Origin of the sequence: uncultured Algoriphagus sp. (genome assembly GCF_963974835.1) — a bacterium.
GTDB lineage: Bacteria > Bacteroidota > Bacteroidia > Cytophagales > Cyclobacteriaceae > Algoriphagus.
Genome location: NZ_CAXBET010000004.1, coordinates 186288 through 201351, shown reverse-complemented (window position 1 = coordinate 201351; position 15064 = coordinate 186288). Strand labels below are relative to the sequence as shown.

General features: G+C 38.4%; 14 protein-coding genes. 6 read left to right on the top strand and 8 right to left on the bottom strand.

Annotation, left to right across the window (positions count from 1 at the left end):
- Positions 1–106 precede the first annotated feature (106 nt).
- The 4 genes from AACZ73_RS10820 to rsfS form a co-directional block, all read right to left on the bottom strand.
- Positions 107–934 carry a hypothetical protein gene (locus AACZ73_RS10820; protein WP_339877732.1) on the bottom strand — a complete coding sequence of 276 codons (828 nt, stop codon included), beginning with the start codon at positions 932–934 and terminating at the stop codon, positions 107–109.
- Entirely contained in the window at positions 931–1707 is a 777-nt protein-coding gene (locus tag AACZ73_RS10815) for a UDP-2,3-diacylglucosamine diphosphatase (protein WP_339877731.1), read from the bottom strand. Before AACZ73_RS10815 ends, AACZ73_RS10820 begins: the two co-directional genes overlap by 4 nt.
- Before the next feature lie 61 nt (positions 1708–1768).
- Positions 1769–3844: an ATP-dependent zinc metalloprotease FtsH gene (gene ftsH, locus AACZ73_RS10810; RefSeq protein ID WP_339877730.1), complete on the bottom strand. Its 2076-nt coding sequence runs from the start codon at positions 3842–3844 to the stop codon at positions 1769–1771.
- A gap of 65 nt (positions 3845–3909) precedes the next feature.
- Positions 3910–4257: a ribosome silencing factor gene (gene rsfS, locus AACZ73_RS10805; RefSeq protein ID WP_339877729.1), complete on the bottom strand. Its 348-nt coding sequence runs from the start codon at positions 4255–4257 to the stop codon at positions 3910–3912.
- 64 nt (positions 4258–4321) lie between these two features.
- Between rsfS and AACZ73_RS10800 the strand changes: the two genes are divergently transcribed.
- Together AACZ73_RS10800 and ahcY are read left to right on the top strand one after the other, a co-directional pair.
- On the top strand, positions 4322–5080 hold the full coding sequence (locus tag AACZ73_RS10800) for a biotin--[acetyl-CoA-carboxylase] ligase (RefSeq protein ID WP_339877727.1): 759 nt from the start codon (positions 4322–4324) through the stop codon (positions 5078–5080).
- A gap of 82 nt (positions 5081–5162) precedes the next feature.
- Positions 5163–6482 (top strand): adenosylhomocysteinase, encoded by a 1320-nt coding sequence (gene ahcY / locus AACZ73_RS10795; RefSeq protein ID WP_339877725.1) that lies wholly within the window; start codon positions 5163–5165, stop codon positions 6480–6482.
- A 57-nt stretch (positions 6483–6539) separates the two neighbouring features.
- Here ahcY and AACZ73_RS10790 read toward each other — a convergent pair whose 3' ends face one another.
- On the bottom strand, positions 6540–7355 hold the full coding sequence (locus AACZ73_RS10790; protein WP_339877723.1) for a hypothetical protein: 816 nt from the start codon (positions 7353–7355) through the stop codon (positions 6540–6542).
- A gap of 98 nt (positions 7356–7453) precedes the next feature.
- On the opposite strand from AACZ73_RS10790, the gene AACZ73_RS10785 reads away from it, so the two are divergent.
- Positions 7454–8326: an SDR family oxidoreductase gene (locus AACZ73_RS10785; protein WP_339877721.1), complete on the top strand. Its 873-nt coding sequence runs from the start codon at positions 7454–7456 to the stop codon at positions 8324–8326.
- A 74-nt stretch (positions 8327–8400) separates the two neighbouring features.
- Here the strand turns inward: AACZ73_RS10785 and AACZ73_RS10780 are convergent, their stop codons facing one another.
- On the bottom strand, positions 8401–9468 hold the full coding sequence (locus tag AACZ73_RS10780) for a PAS domain S-box protein (protein ID WP_339877719.1): 1068 nt from the start codon (positions 9466–9468) through the stop codon (positions 8401–8403).
- Positions 9469–9780: 312 nt separating this feature from the next.
- Between AACZ73_RS10780 and AACZ73_RS10775 the strand changes: the two genes are divergently transcribed.
- Together AACZ73_RS10775 and AACZ73_RS10770 are read left to right on the top strand one after the other, a co-directional pair.
- Entirely contained in the window at positions 9781–10512 is a 732-nt protein-coding gene (locus AACZ73_RS10775) for a DUF2092 domain-containing protein (RefSeq protein WP_339877718.1), read from the top strand.
- An 18-nt stretch (positions 10513–10530) separates the two neighbouring features.
- Positions 10531–11487 carry a DUF6515 family protein gene (locus AACZ73_RS10770; RefSeq protein ID WP_339877716.1) on the top strand — a complete coding sequence of 319 codons (957 nt, stop codon included), beginning with the start codon at positions 10531–10533 and terminating at the stop codon, positions 11485–11487.
- Positions 11488–11553: 66 nt separating this feature from the next.
- Here AACZ73_RS10770 and AACZ73_RS10765 read toward each other — a convergent pair whose 3' ends face one another.
- Positions 11554–12051: a DUF4494 domain-containing protein gene (locus tag AACZ73_RS10765; protein ID WP_339877714.1), complete on the bottom strand. Its 498-nt coding sequence runs from the start codon at positions 12049–12051 to the stop codon at positions 11554–11556.
- Positions 12052–12268: 217 nt separating this feature from the next.
- On the opposite strand from AACZ73_RS10765, the gene AACZ73_RS10760 reads away from it, so the two are divergent.
- Positions 12269–14575, top strand: a complete 2307-nt coding sequence (locus AACZ73_RS10760; RefSeq protein WP_339877713.1) for a patatin-like phospholipase family protein — start codon at positions 12269–12271, stop codon at positions 14573–14575.
- On the opposite strand, the gene AACZ73_RS10755 is transcribed toward AACZ73_RS10760, so the two are convergent.
- Entirely contained in the window at positions 14569–15048 is a 480-nt protein-coding gene (locus tag AACZ73_RS10755; RefSeq protein WP_339877711.1) for an Mpo1-like protein, read from the bottom strand. The genes AACZ73_RS10760 and AACZ73_RS10755 overlap by 7 nt on opposite strands.
- Positions 15049–15064: the final 16 nt, after the last annotated feature.

Here is a 15064-nt window from a genome sequence, read left to right as displayed (position 1 = left end):
GGCCATGAAATGTCGGGCTCGTTAACTTTGCTGATTGGACTGAGTAGAATGCTTCCAAGTAACGCGTGCAAAATTGAGAATGAATACTTAACTGTAAAAAGTGGGGTTACTTCAATGACTTTATCCAATCAGGAATTACATAGAGAGTGACTTTATCTTTAGATACTGTAGCAAGCCTTTCTTGTCCTATTTGAATATAGTATGCTGCATCTGGTAGCTGAGCTAAAGTCTGAATTTCATTAGTTGATAGAGATAAAGCCATTAGGTTAAGTGCTTCTATCCAAAGTAAATGGTCGTTGTAATAGCATAATTTATTAATCCCATTCACATCGACTTTACGCATTAAGTTCCCTTGGTTGTCAAAGATAAAAATCCCTGAAGCAGGGACATTCATAAAAAGGCGGTTTTTGAATTCTCTGATCTCGGCTACCTCTAGATTATCACTATCCAGAATTAAATTTAAGGGCTGTTCCTGCACAATTAGGTTTCTACGATAATCTAAGGATATAAGTCTAAGATCGGACTCGTCCCATACCCATATCACATTATTGTTTCCCAGCGAAGATGCCTTAGCCAGATTAATTTCTGCCAAAGAAAAACCATTTTCTGTCAATGGATTAAGAAATCGGTCAAGGATTCTGTATTCCTGAAGATCTGCAGAGAAACTAAAAACATTAACAGTCCATGCAGCCTCTAGCTGGTTCAGTCTTCCTTGCCTGGCTGGTGAAAATAGATTTAGTTGCTTGCCTTGGTCGCTGAATAAATAAATATCCCCAAAAATTGTACTGGCAAACAATTGGTCTTTGGTATCGAATGAAATCAGATCAAGGCCTTCTAGTGTAACATGGGCAATTGGTAGACCTAATTTCTCTGGACTTTGTGCCAAAGCAAATAAGGGTACAAGAAAAATCCACAGAAATAGTTGTAGCCTCATCCTTCAAAGGTGCTAAGCTTGGCTTTTTTGCCATCAAAAGTCAAAAATGTATTCTGGGTCACCCATTCACCAAGGTTGAAATACGTGGAGTTTTTCCCTACCTCTAGTTCTAATGGTAAGTGCCTGTGTCCGAAAATGTAAAAGTCGTGATGTTTTTTTGATTCCAGTTCCTTGCAATATGCCCATAGCCATTCACCATCTCCTAGAAAACGGCTTTCATCCTTTTTATTATTCGTGATTCGACTGTGGCCCGACCAACCTTTGGCTATTTTCACACCTATGTCAGGATGAAGCCATTTAAAAAGCCACTTTGAACCAGAATTTGTAAATATCTTTTTTAATCTTTTGTATGAATAATCCCCAGGGCCTAATCCATCTCCATGGCCTACGAGAATAGATTTACCTTCCACTTTAAGTTCGATGGGATGTGTATAAACGGGGATACCTAGTTCAACAGTGAAATAGTCTTTCATCCACAGATCATGGTTACCTGTGAAGAAAATGATTGGTATTTTACGTTCTCTTAGCTGATGTATTTTTGAAATAAACGGAATGAAACCCTTAGGTATTACTTGTCCATATTCAAACCAAAAATCAAAAATATCTCCTACTAAAAAGATTGCGGCAGCATCTTCAGCCACTACATCCAGCCATCTTATAATGCGTTTTTCACGCACTTTACTTTCAACTTCATTGGGTGCTCCAAGATGAAAATCTGAGGCGAAATAAAGGTTTTTTCCATTTAGAGGAAAGTCCAGCGGGGTTGATTGCATGGCTAAAGATAAATGGACAATTACAAAATCGAAAAAGCCCCGAAAAATTCGGGGCTCTTATTTATAAAATTCTATTGTCTGAATTTGGCTCCGGAATAGGATCAATAAGAGGATCAGCTGATTCTGGGTTAGATTCCCCTTCACCGTCTTTTGAAATCAAATCAGGTTCTTTCAAATCATTCTTTTTGTTTGTGAAAGCTTGATATGTTGTTTCCTTATCGAAAGGCCTTTTGCCGATTAATCGTTCTAAATCAGCTTGGAATAAAATTTCTTTTTCCAAAAGCTCTTTAGCTAATATTTCTAATTCCTTTATGCGGTGTGTAAGTAATTCTTTAGTTCTATCATAGGCTGACAGAATCAATTTACGCACTTCCTCATCTATCACTTCAGCTGTTGTCTCAGAGTATGGCTTAGTCATTTTATAACCATCTCCTTTGGAATCATAGAATGAAACATTTCCGATTTTATCATTCATACCATAAACTGATACTATGGAATAAGCAAGTTTGGTAACTCGTTCCAAATCGCTTAATGCTCCAGTAGAGATTTTTTTAAAGATGATTTCTTCAGCAGCGCGACCACCTAGAGTCATGCACATCTCATCCATTAGCTGCTCCGTCTGATATAAGAACTGCTCTTTTGGAAGATACTGCGCATAGCCCAATGCTGCCACGCCTCGAGGAACGATACTTACTTTCACCAATGGATCAGCATGCTCTAAGAACCAACCAGCTACTGCGTGACCTGCTTCGTGGAAGGCTACAATTTTCTTTTCTTCCGGAGAAATGATTTTATTTTTCTTTTCCAGTCCGCCAATTACTCTATCCACTGCATCCTGAAAATCCTGCATGTCTACAGCGGTTTTGTTTCTTCTTGCTGCAATCAAGGCGGCCTCATTACATACGTTCGCTATTTCTGCACCTGCGAAACCTGGAGTTTGAGCGGCACATTTTTTAGGATCCACATCATCAGCTGTTTTGATAGGCTTTAAGTGGACTTTGAAAATAGCTTCTCTACCATTGATATCTGGCTTGTCTATAGAGATCTGTCTGTCAAAACGGCCTGGTCTAAGCAAAGCGCTATCCAATACGTCTGGTCTGTTGGTTGCAGCGACTACGATTACCCCTGTGTCAGTACCAAATCCATCCATTTCCACCAAAAGTGAGTTAAGCGTATTCTCTCTTTCGTCATTGGAACCTGGCATCTGACCTTTCCCTCTAGATCTACCGATAGCATCGATCTCATCTATGAAGATAATGCAGGGAGCTTTTTCTTTGGCTTGCTTAAATAAATCACGAACTCTTGCAGCACCAACCCCTACGAACATCTCTACGAAATCAGAACCTGAAAGTGTAAAGAATGGAACACCAGCTTCACCAGCTACAGCTTTAGCCAACAATGTTTTACCCGTACCTGGAGGTCCCACAAGCAACGCACCCTTAGGGATTTTACCCCCGAGCTTAGTGAATTTCCCTGGGTTTTTAAGAAATTCTACAATCTCCTGAACTTCCTCTTTCGCTTCGTCTAATCCTGCCACATTGTCAAAAGTGATTTTAACTTTGTTTTCAGCATCAAACAATTGAGCTTTTGATTTACCTACATTGAATATCTGTCCGCCTGGCCCTGAAGGTCCAGCCATTCTTCTCATCATAAACCAGAAAAGAACAAACAATAAAATTAAGAAGCCAAAGCTGCTGAAGTAACTTCCCCAATTTTCCTCCGTGGCTACTGACAGTTCTATGCGATCTTCCTGCGGTACATCTTCTTTGAGTGCATCAAAATCATTTGCAAACTTCTCTACAGAGGCTACCTGAAATGAATAGTGTGGCCCGGCTGGATTGAAAAAAGTTGAATTTGATTCCAGCTCAGTTTTATATTTTTCATTACTTAGAGCAGAAGATTTCAATGTGACATCCACACGTTCCATATTTTTTACCATGGTTACTTTGGATAAGTCCCCAGCCAAATACATGTCTTCAAACCTTTTTTGAGTTATATCTACTACAGAATTCCTGTTTTGTATATAGGTTAGACCAAGTAGTACAGCTACTGCAGCTATGATTAACCATAGCTGGAAATTGGGTTTTTGTGGAGTCTTTGGGGTGAATTTTTTAGTTTTATTCTTAGTATCGCTCATTTCTTGTTAGGGTAATTCTATAAACTTAAGGTAAAACGGAATAGAAAGATGAAAGTTTGATGCTTTTATCCTGTTCGGGTGACTTTCGCATCTCCCCAAAGCTCCTCCAATCCATAAAACGCTCTCTTATCTTTAAGGAAAATATGTGCTACAACGTTCACATAATCAACCAGAATCCACTGCCGGCTACTTTTTCCTTCACTTTTATAAGGGGTGCCTTGACCGATTTTGATCACTTCTTCTTCTATAGAGTCTGCGATGGCGTCGAGTTGTGAATCAGAATTGCCAGAGCAAATAACAAAAAAATCTGTTACTGTATTTTTTATATTTCTAAGATCCATCAAAACAATATCTGAGGCTTTTTTCTCCTCCATTCCTTTGATGATTACTTTGCTCAGCTCTTCTGCTGTCATATTATTCATTTATTTTTACAATGTCGAAGATAAAAAACTTCCTTTTTCGACCAATTCAAAATTTATGTATAAAATTCTTGCCAATACGATTTTTTTAGGGAAAGATGTCTGTTTCCTGCCAGAGTGTCACTCTACAAATGACATTGCTCTGGATTTGGTCAAAAAGAGACAGGCCATAGAGGGAACCATTGTAATTTGTGATCATCAGACCAAGGGAAAAGGACAACGTGGTAATAGTTGGCAAACTCAAGCCGGAAAAAATTTGACTTTTTCGATCGTGCTACGTCCTGACTTCATGGACATCACCGAGCAATTTTACCTGAATATGGCTATTTCAAATAGTATCAGAAAGGTGCTCAAGGATTATCTACCGAGTTTGGAAGTGAAATGGCCAAATGATCTGATCGTGCCAGAATTCGGAAAGTTAGGAGGGATACTGATCGAAAACATTTTTTCCGGAAAAGAATGGGAATATGCAATTGTTGGAATAGGATTAAACATCAATCAGCAAGAATTTAATTTATCTAATACAGCTTCTATCCGTTCGATCACTGGTAGTGAGATAGAATTAACGGAACTGTTTCGGCTATTAATCACCCAACTTGAGCTAAGTTATATACAATTGAAAAAGGGAAAGTGGAATAGAATCAAAGATGAGTATCTGATTCATTTGTATAGGCGAGAAATGTGGGCAAAATATATAGCAAATGGACAACATTTTCTGGGAAAAATTGTTGGTATCTGTGAAGAAGGTAAACTTGAAATGGAATTGGAAAGCGGAGAAAAGATAGCTTTTGGACTAAAGGAGATAACTTTTGCATAGTCAGTTTCTATTTTAGATTCCAAATTTTATGCGGTACCTTTGTGGAAGTTTTAAGCAAAAAAATACGTTAACTATCAATATTATGTCAGAAACTAAATCTGAAAAGTACGTTCAATACAAGGTAAAAGACATCTCCTTGGCAGAGTGGGGAAGAAAAGAAATCAAATTGGCAGAAGCTGAAATGCCGGGTTTGATGTCACTCAGAGAAGAATACGGAGCCTCTCAGCCATTGAAAGGTGCAAGAATAGCAGGATGTCTCCATATGACCATTCAAACTGCAGTTTTGATTGAGACATTGGTTGCTCTCGGGGCTGAAGTTACTTGGTCATCGTGCAATATTTTTTCTACTCAGGATCACGCTGCTGCTGCAATAGCTGCTGCTGGTATCTCGGTGTATGCATGGAAAGGTTTGAATGAGAAGGATTTCGATTGGTGTATAGAACAGACATTATTCTTCGGAGAAGATCGTCAGCCTTTAAATATGATTTTGGATGATGGTGGTGATTTAACCAACATGGTATTAGACCAATATCCTGAGCTTGTTGCAGGTATCAAAGGTCTTTCTGAAGAAACTACTACAGGAGTTCATAGACTCTATGAAAGAATGAAGAATGGCACGCTTCCTATGCCCGCTATCAACGTAAATGATTCCGTCACTAAATCTAAATTTGATAACAAATATGGTTGTAAAGAATCATTGGTAGATGCAATTAGAAGAGCAACTGACGTGATGATGGCTGGAAAAGTAGCTGTGGTAGGTGGATACGGTGATGTTGGGAAAGGTTCTGCAGCTTCTTTGAGAGGTGCTGGTGCTAGAGTTATTGTCACAGAAATTGATCCAATATGTGCACTTCAAGCTGCTATGGATGGTTTTGCCGTTAAGAAAATGGTTGACGCAGTGAAGGAAGCAGATATAGTTGTGACTGCTACGGGTAATAAAAATATTATTACTGAAGAGCATTTCAGATTAATGAGAGATAAAACTATCGTTTGTAATATTGGTCATTTCGATAATGAAATCGACATGGCTTGGTTGAACAAAACTTACGGAAATACAAAAGTTGAAATTAAACCTCAAGTAGATTTATACAATGTAGATGGAAATGAAATCATTTTGTTGGCTGAAGGTCGTTTAGTAAACCTGGGTTGTGCCACTGGTCACCCATCTTTCGTGATGTCGAATTCATTTACAAATCAAACTTTAGCTCAACTTGAGTTGTGGAATAACACAGACCAATATCAGCCTGGGGTTTATGTTTTGCCAAAACACTTGGATGAAAAAGTAGCAGCTTTGCACTTAGCTAAATTGGGAGTTGATCTGGAAGAGCTTTCCCAAGAACAGGCAGAATACATAGGTGTAACTGTAGAGGGCCCGTTCAAGCCTGATTATTACAGATATTAAAAGTCAACTAATTAAATTGAAAAGGAGGCCGTTCCACACTTAGGGACAGCCTCTTTTTTATTGAATTGGATTCATAAGCAATTTTCTTCCATCCGGTAAAATTGTATTGACAGCTACTCTACAAGTGTCCTGCAAAGGGTCATACGTTGTGGTGTAATTTACTATGGAATTTCCTGCCCGGGATACAATCCATGTTTCTTTTCCTGTTTTGGGAATAATTTCGTTTTGCTGATAGCAAAAAACAGAATGAGTGGTAGGACTATCTAAAATGATCTCAAAATTCCGGCCTACTGGATTGACGCCCGTCATCCTTCCTATAGAGGAAATACTACGTGTGGAATCTTCAGCATAACTTTCCGCATGTACGAAATTACCTGAAAAAGTGGTGCTTAGTTCTTTTTCAGTTTTTACAATTATATCCGTGAATTCTTCTGAAAAAACTAGGCTGTCGTCACTGGAGAAATTTCTTTTGCCATAAATTGCATCTGTTCGAAAAAAGTAATCTTCGAATTCCATACTCCATTTTCGATTTGGACTTAGCACTGTGGTGTCATATGATATAATCAGTTTACCAAGTCGGTAATTTTTGTTAGCCTTGATGCTGACGCTATCCGCGATGAATTCCAAAGTGACTTCTTTGGATTGCTGATTAATATGCACTATTGGGTCGTTAGGTAATTTAAGTGAATCTATCTGTTGATACTCCTCCCAAGAAATCATTGCAAAATATAGACTTTCGTTCCAGGCTTTTGATATTCTGAACAGGTCATTTGCCTCAGTTGGCAAATCCGTCTGAATTACTTTATCCTCCTCTTCTTTACAGCTCATCAATATTGGCAATAAGACAATTAGTCCGAAAAGTATTTTTCTCATGTTGTGAATTTTGAAAATATCAGAGTTGGTTTGTTTTTCCTTCTTCAATTACCAAGCCGAAATAACTATCTTCGAAATCGACGATAAACCACAAATTTATGATTTTAGCAGAAGGTATGCTTAAAGAAGGGGCTCTGAAAGGGAAAAATATACTTGTCACAGGAGGCGGCACTGGTCTTGGCAGGTCTATGGGAGAGTACTTTTTAGAGCTAGGAGCAAATCTAGTTATCACTTCCAGGAAAATGGATGTCCTTTTAGAAACGGCTAAAGAAATGATGGCTGAGAAGGGAGGCAAAGTTATCCCATTAGCGTGTGATGTAAGGGAGATTGATCAGGTTAAAAAAATGTGGAAAGAAGCTACTAATCAATTGGGCCAAATTCATGTTGTGTTAAACAATGCGGCTGGGAATTTTATCAGTCCTACAGAGAGACTTTCTACAAATGCTTTTAATACCGTATTGGATATTGTGTTGAAAGGAACCTCACAAGTCACGCTGACTGCTGGGAAAGACTGGATTGCTAATAACCAAGCAGGCACATTTCTAAATATAGTCACTACCTATGCATGGACAGGCTCTGGATACGTGGTACCTTCTGCCGCAGCAAAAGCAGGTGTACTGGCTTTAACTAGGTCTTTGGCTGTGGAATGGGCTAAATATGGCATTCGATCAAATGCGATTGCTCCTGGACCATTTCCTACAGAAGGAGCCTGGAGTCGCTTATTGCCTGGAGAATTAGTGAAGAAATTTGATCCTGCCAAGAAGGTACCAGTAGGCAGGGTAGGAGAGCATCAGGAGCTAGCTAATCTTGCAGCCTATTTGGTGTCTGATTATTCCAGTTATGTTAATGGAGAGGTAATGACAATTGACGGTGGTGAATGGCTAAAAGGAGCAGGGGAATTCAATAATTTAGATCAGATTCCAGAAGAAATGTGGGACATAATGGAAGCTTCACGCGGAAAAAAGCAATGAGCCCTAAAGTGATTTGGGGCTATCTGAAAGCAAAATGGAAAATCAGAAATATGTGAGTCAGTTGCGGTAGTATCTTATTTATTAGGAAAAGATGTCTCCTGAGGAATTGCTCCTTCAATAGCTTTGCGTTGAGAAACAGATTCCTTAATACTTTTCATAAGGGATTGATCCAATATTTTGGCTTCATTTTTAATCATCTGTACAAGTCTTTTGGCTTCACTGTTTTGTGGTTCCGCATCCATGATTTCCAAAATACCTAAAATATTTGCCACTCTGGCTCGTAACGAATGAGATTGTTCGAATGCCAGTTCCTGTAAAAATTCGTGATGCTCTTTTAAAGAGATTTCCTGTTTTTTTCGCTCAGAGATGTCAACTAAGCAACCCAATACTTTTATAGGATGGCCTATACCAGACCATTGTATTGTCTTTCCAAAACCCAAAACCCAGATTGTTTGGCCAGTTTTCGAATTGATCCTAAATTCTTTTTTAAATGGAACACTTCCTTTGATCTGAAAATGATAAGTAAGATCTTTTACAAGACTTGAATAATCTTCCGGATGTACATGTTGCTGCCAGGAAATTGCGTTGGAGTTTTCCAGTTCTTTCTGAGAATAACCAAGCATTTGTCCAAGTCCTTGGCTGATGTAGTCTGTTTTGCTTTGAAGATCAAATTCCCAAAAACCCAAAAGCTTATCTTCGAGCAAACTGTCAAACAATTCTTTGTTTCCAGAAATTGAACTATCGAATAAATCTCCCAAACTAGGATCGGATACCTTGCTTTCAAGGACAGGATGCCCAATTCCTAGGCAAACATCAAAGTCTTCTGAAATAAAGAAAAACTCCCATTTGGTAGCGATTGTCCTGCTTTCCGAGTGAATGATTTTATCCAGATTGACTAAAAATGATCTGTGCAAATTACTTTTTGCTTTTAGTCTTTGGCTATCATAATGAGCCCAATTTGATACTAAAAAATAATCTTTAAAATAACTTGGATTTTCATGTAGATCGAAGGAAGGGGTCGTAGTTCCAAGTTTGGAGCCGGCCTTTATAACCTTACCTGTCTTGTCTAAAGTAATCTGAAGAAAATACTCAGAAACTAAGGCTAAGTTGCTCAAAGGTTTAATCGCTTCCCAATCGTTCATATTACAATATTAGGCTATTTGATCGTTCAAAAATTAAAGAACATATAATTTTATTCAAAAAGCATAAAATTATATTTAAAACTTAATTAGGCGTTGCTTCGATTTTTCATTCTGAGCTCTAAAAATGCTTTCCACGATTTAAATTAACACCATTTTTTCCTACGGTGTCTATGATTTAAAAATCAGTTTACTACTCATTTAAATAACTGAAATGATATTCTTTGAGCTTATCAAAGTTTCTGATTGTTAATCATTTAGAGGGATTTTGTTATATTTATTTGTTGTTTTTTAATCAAACTTTAAACAGGATTTATGATAAAGAAAATTTGTTTCGGGCTATTGTGGATCCTTATGGGTCATTTTGCGCAAGCCCAAGATAAAAAAATGGATACCACAGCCTTGATGATTCTAGATAAGATGAGTGGTATGTTCGGCGATTTGAGCTCCGTAGGATTCACCTCCAAAGTTTCTAAAGATGTAGCTTATTCTGAAGATTTTTTCATCAAGGAATTCGGATCAAGCGTAGTGAGATTTGCTGGTCCGAATAAATTCTACGCTCGTGTTACAGGAGAGAAAAGAGAAGACTTGTATTCTTATAACGGATCCCAGGTGATCTACTATTCCTTTGCCAATAATCTTTACACAGTAGCTGATGCTCCGGATAATTTAATTGAGACCATTGATTGGCTTTACTATGATTTTGGAGTGGAATTGACCACAGCTGATCTGTTCTATCCTAGTTTTTCAAAGGATTTTGCAGATGAAATGGATTACATCGAATTTTTGGGAGTTACTCACATCAATGACTCACGGGCATTTCATATTGGGGCTTCAAATCAGCACGCAACAATTCAGCTTTGGATTTCTGATGATGGCTATTACTTACCGTTGAAAACGGTAATCACTTATCTGGATGGGCTTCAATCTCATCAGCATGAGACTGATTTTTCTGACTGGGAGCTAAACAATGTTTATCCTGAATCCATGTTTGAATTTTTGCCACCTCCAAAAGCGAAGCAGATTACCTGGATCAAAAAGGATTAAAATTTAAAACTGATCGACATGAAAACATATAATATAAAAATAGTTGCAATAACCTTTGGGATATTCGCAATGCTGGCTTTGCCAGATATGGCAGAAGCACAGCGGATGAGAGGAGCTGCAGCTGGCCGCGGTGCAGCAAGGCCAACCACTACCCGTCAAGCACCTTCACGTACGACTAGTAGATCTCCGTCCCGTCCGGCTACTACGAGGACTGCCAGTCGCCCCACAGTCAATAAAGCGTCAAATTCCAGCTCTAGACCTACACTTAATGGAGGGTCTAGCAGGGTTACTAATAAAGTGAACAACAATAGTAAAGTTGCCAATATCAAGGATAATAAAATTGGTAATAACTCCGGAAACAACATCGGCAATAGAGTCAATATAGACAATAGTAAAAATGTCAATGTGAACGTAAGAAATAATCGAAACGTGGCGTATCGTCCACCTTACCGTCCATACCCCCGACCGCCTGTCATATGGGGAGGTTTTGGGTTTTCATGTTTTAGACCATATTATTATCATCCATTCACTCCGTTCTATTGGGGTCCTATGTGGCATCCTTGGGGTTTCTTCATCGCTACTCTAGCGACTACAGCTATTATTGTATCAGTAGAAAACCAAAAGTATCATTATGATCAAGGGGTATTTTATGAGGAATCCGACGGAGGGTATGTAGTAGTGGAAGCTCCTCAGGGCGCAACAGTCAAAGTAATTCCAAATGATGCACAGATCGTAGAAGTAAGCCCTACAGTTAATAATTATTATTACGGAGGCACTTATTATGAAAAGGAAAATGGAGAATACACTGTAGTTCCGCCTCCTGCAGGTGCTATTGTTGACCAACTTCCTGAAGGTGCGGAGGAAGTGAAGATAGGGGATGAAACTTATGTTAAATATGGGGACACTTACTATTTACCAGTTCAGGTAGATGGAAGGGATGTCTACGAAATCGCCCAAGTAGAAGAAGCAAAGTAAAGATGTATTCAGATTAATTAAAAAGGCCGCAATTGCGGCCTTTTTAATTTTAATGTCGGAGAGAAATTACTCTTCATCTTGGTTGATTTCAGATACAGGTCTGAAATTGCCTTCAGGTAATTGTTCCGCTACTTCGTCACGTTCATATGGAAATACCTCTACAATTGGACTTTCTACAATGTCTGGAACTCTAAAGCTAACTAGCATATTCCCTAAACTTTCCTGAATCCTGTCATATGCTTCTTTGACGTCATTTGCTGTGACGATCATATATTGAGTTACTTTCTTTTCTTTGCCACTCTCTCCATCTGCTACCATGTAGGAGATTTTGCACTTGTGCCATATGTCTGCATCCTCGTAAAAGAAAACATCCACAATATTACTCTTGCTGATCCCAGTCACCTGAAAATCTCCCCTGATCTGGGAAGCTAGTCTATCGTATAGAATTGCTTCGGACTCGGTGAAGGATACTGCATCCACTAGGTATTGCTCTGATATATTCTTCAGCAATCCTTGTTCATTTTCTTTAGCGTACTTGACTTTGCACAAAAACCAGGTTCTCATATCTTTCTATTTGAATTTCGAAGGTAAAATATATCCTTAGAAGGACAAGGCAATTTTTATTGTAAGAAATCCATAGTCCATCACGCATTGAAGTAAGTGACTGACCGTCAATTTGATTTATTTAATTATGTGAAAAGTAAAAATTCCAAATTGCTTGAAAGCATCTTGAATTGTGGGGAGTTAAAGAAAAACAGTAAATTATCGCAAAACCTACTACATGCGGGACAAAATCTGGTACAGCTTTCCGGTACAATTATTTTTACTTCATCTGAGAAAAAACCTAGGGCTTCTTCTCATTTGGATAGTTCTCATTGGGGTTATTTTAGAATATTTTGGTGTCATGCTAGGTATTCCCTTTCTCTTTCTCGATCCTGAATATTTACACCAGGTATCCTGGATCAGCTTTTTTTTGATGGGTATAGGCTTTGCCACGCTAACTATGGCATTCCACATGTCTACTTACATTATGGATGGACGCCATTTTCCTTTTTTGGCGATTGAGAGCAAACCATTTATCCATTATTGTATTAATAATGGTGTAATTCCATTGATTTTTTACTTGACCTACATTGTGAGATTCATAAGTTTCCAACTTGGAAACGACTTGCCAAATGACTGGCTAGTGTTATTTTATTTTTTGGGATTTTTGGGCGGAAGTGTAATTACTTTCTCTGTTATTTTTGGTTATTTCTCTTTTACAAACAAGGATTTTTTTATCCTCTTTGCGGGGACTGTTGATAAAAGGCTGCGTAAAGTGAGACTGACCAGAGCCAATGTGCTTAGTCAATACAAAGATCTAAAATCGCAAAAATACAAGGTGCTTTATTACTTGGATATCAACCTTAAGCCTCAAAAAGTCAGACCTGATATTTCCCGTTTTGAAGGGACCAAGTTGCTTAGAGTGTTTGATCAGAATCACTTAAATCTGTTTATCATTCAAATAGTATTAATCCTATTTATTCTGTTTTTGGGATTTTTCAAGGAGAATCCTTTTTTACAATTGCCAGCAGCGATGAGTGCGACGTTACTGTTTGCTATATTAATTATGCTGGTAGGAGCTGTAAGTTTTTGGTTGAGAAGATGGTCTACCTTTACTGTCTTTGCATTTCTGATTCTTGCGAATTATTTCAGCAATTTTAATTTTCTGAATCGCCCACATGAAGCATATGGCTTGGATTATTCGATTCCGCCAGCTAACTATAGTTTGGCTCGTATGGACTCTCTCTTGACTCCAGAACTGGTCAAAAAGGACCGGGACAATGTGCTAAAGATTTTGGACAATTGGAAAGCAAAGTTTCCTGATGAGTCTAAGCCAAAGCTAGTGATGATTACCGCCAGTGGAGGAGGGCAGAGGGCTGCCCTATGGACTGTCAATATTCTTCAAAGTATCTATGCGATAGAAAAAGGAGAGGTGATGAAGCACACGGAACTCCTCACTGGAGCTTCAGGTGGGGTACTCGGTGAAGCCTTTTTTAGAGAGATTTACCTCAGATCTTTATCTGATACTTCGGTGAATCCTATGGACAAAAAGTACCTAGATCAAATCTCCGCTGATAATCTCAATCCTATTATTTTCACATTACTGGTGAACGATCTGCTGATCAGAAATCAAAATTTCCATTACAATGGACGTAAGTATCTTAAGGATCGAGGTTATGCTTTTGAAAATCAGCTTAACCAAAACACTGAAGGAATCTTGGATAAGCCGATTTCTGAATATAAGAAACCAGAATTTTCGGCAAGCATTCCGCTACTTCCAGTTACTACGTTGATCACCAATGATGGTAGAAAATTGGTGATTTCTCCTAACTCAATGTCATTTTTTGGAACTTCTATGCTAGGGAAGTTTGGAGATGATGAGAAAAAACAAACGATAGATTTTCTAAGATTCTTCGAATCTCATGATTCCAAAAATCTTAGATTCCTTTCCGCTCTTAGAATGAGTGCTACTTTTCCCTTTGTGACCCCAAATATCGAACTTCCTTCTGATCCGGTCATGGAAACCATGGATACTGGGTTGTCGGATAATTTTGGAATTCAGGATGCTTTACGTTTTATGTATGTTTTTCAATCTTGGATCAATGAAAACACGGATGGTGTAGTACTAATCACAATCCGTGATTCTGAAAAAGTGACTGAAATAGCACCCAGCTATCCTCCCCGGATTTTTCAAAAGGTCTTTACGCCACTGAAAAACATCTATGCCAATTGGGATAATGTGCAAACAATCCAAAATGAAGTATTATTTAATTATATGGCGGAATCTATGCCTTTTGATTTGGAAAGAATTGAGTTTGAATATGCACCTGAGAAAGTGCAAGCTGAGGAATTGACAGAGAGCCAGGAGACCATGCAGCGTGCTTCTCTGAATTGGCGATTGACTGCCCGGGAGAAAAAATCAATTCTGGAAAGTGTGTATACGCTCAAAAATCAAAGTTCTTTGCGGCGGTTAGAAGAGCTCTTTACTAAAGATCAACCTGTGGTTGAAGATAGCGTTTTGATCGGAACAGCAAGCCCTCAATAAGCAAGTCCCCACTTTTTATATAAAAAGTGCATCAGCCATGCGGGTCCTATCAGTAGGAATTGAAGATCTTTCAGAAATGTAGGCTTCTTGCCCTCGATCTTGTGCCCATAAAATTGCATGAACCATGCAAGTATAAAAATCCCAATACTGATCATCCAAAGTTTACCAGGGAAATTTAAATCTATGAAATTTGCCACCGCCAAACATACTGCTGAGAATAGGAACATACCTAAAGTCAAAGGAATGGAAAGCATAAGGTAATAGATCAGAACTAAGATTAATACCACCGTGGCCCAATTTGCGAAATGGCCTAAGAACGGAAGTAAACTCGGAAGTGGGCCTGTAGGTATGCTAAAAATTAGCCCAACTATACTGAAGAAAATAGCGGGCACACAAAACCAATGTATGAGCTTATTTGTCATGTTTTGATGACTTAGCCCGTATTCGAGGAATAACGAATCTATTTTTCTCATGGTATTTTGGGATTAT

Coding starts and splice junctions, on each gene's coding strand:
- AACZ73_RS10820 (WP_339877732.1), bottom strand. CDS start 934: ATGAGGCTACAACTATTTCTGTGGATTTTTCTTGTACCCTTATTTGCT.
- AACZ73_RS10815 (WP_339877731.1), bottom strand. CDS start 1,707: ATGCAATCAACCCCGCTGGACTTTCCTCTAAATGGAAAAAACCTTTAT.
- AACZ73_RS10780 (WP_339877719.1), bottom strand. CDS start 9,468: ATGAACGATTGGGAAGCGATTAAACCTTTGAGCAACTTAGCCTTAGTT.
- AACZ73_RS10755 (WP_339877711.1), bottom strand. CDS start 15,048: ATGAGAAAAATAGATTCGTTATTCCTCGAATACGGGCTAAGTCATCAA.
- AACZ73_RS10765 (WP_339877714.1), bottom strand. CDS start 12,051: ATGAGAACCTGGTTTTTGTGCAAAGTCAAGTACGCTAAAGAAAATGAA.
- AACZ73_RS10790 (WP_339877723.1), bottom strand. CDS start 7,355: ATGAGAAAAATACTTTTCGGACTAATTGTCTTATTGCCAATATTGATG.
- ahcY (WP_339877725.1), top strand. CDS start 5,163: ATGTCAGAAACTAAATCTGAAAAGTACGTTCAATACAAGGTAAAAGAC.
- AACZ73_RS10800 (WP_339877727.1), top strand. CDS start 4,322: ATGTATAAAATTCTTGCCAATACGATTTTTTTAGGGAAAGATGTCTGT.
- rsfS (WP_339877729.1), bottom strand. CDS start 4,257: ATGACAGCAGAAGAGCTGAGCAAAGTAATCATCAAAGGAATGGAGGAG.
- ftsH (WP_339877730.1), bottom strand. CDS start 3,844: ATGAGCGATACTAAGAATAAAACTAAAAAATTCACCCCAAAGACTCCA.
- AACZ73_RS10785 (WP_339877721.1), top strand. CDS start 7,454: ATGATTTTAGCAGAAGGTATGCTTAAAGAAGGGGCTCTGAAAGGGAAA.
- AACZ73_RS10775 (WP_339877718.1), top strand. CDS start 9,781: ATGATAAAGAAAATTTGTTTCGGGCTATTGTGGATCCTTATGGGTCAT.
- AACZ73_RS10770 (WP_339877716.1), top strand. CDS start 10,531: ATGAAAACATATAATATAAAAATAGTTGCAATAACCTTTGGGATATTC.
- AACZ73_RS10760 (WP_339877713.1), top strand. CDS start 12,269: ATGCGGGACAAAATCTGGTACAGCTTTCCGGTACAATTATTTTTACTT.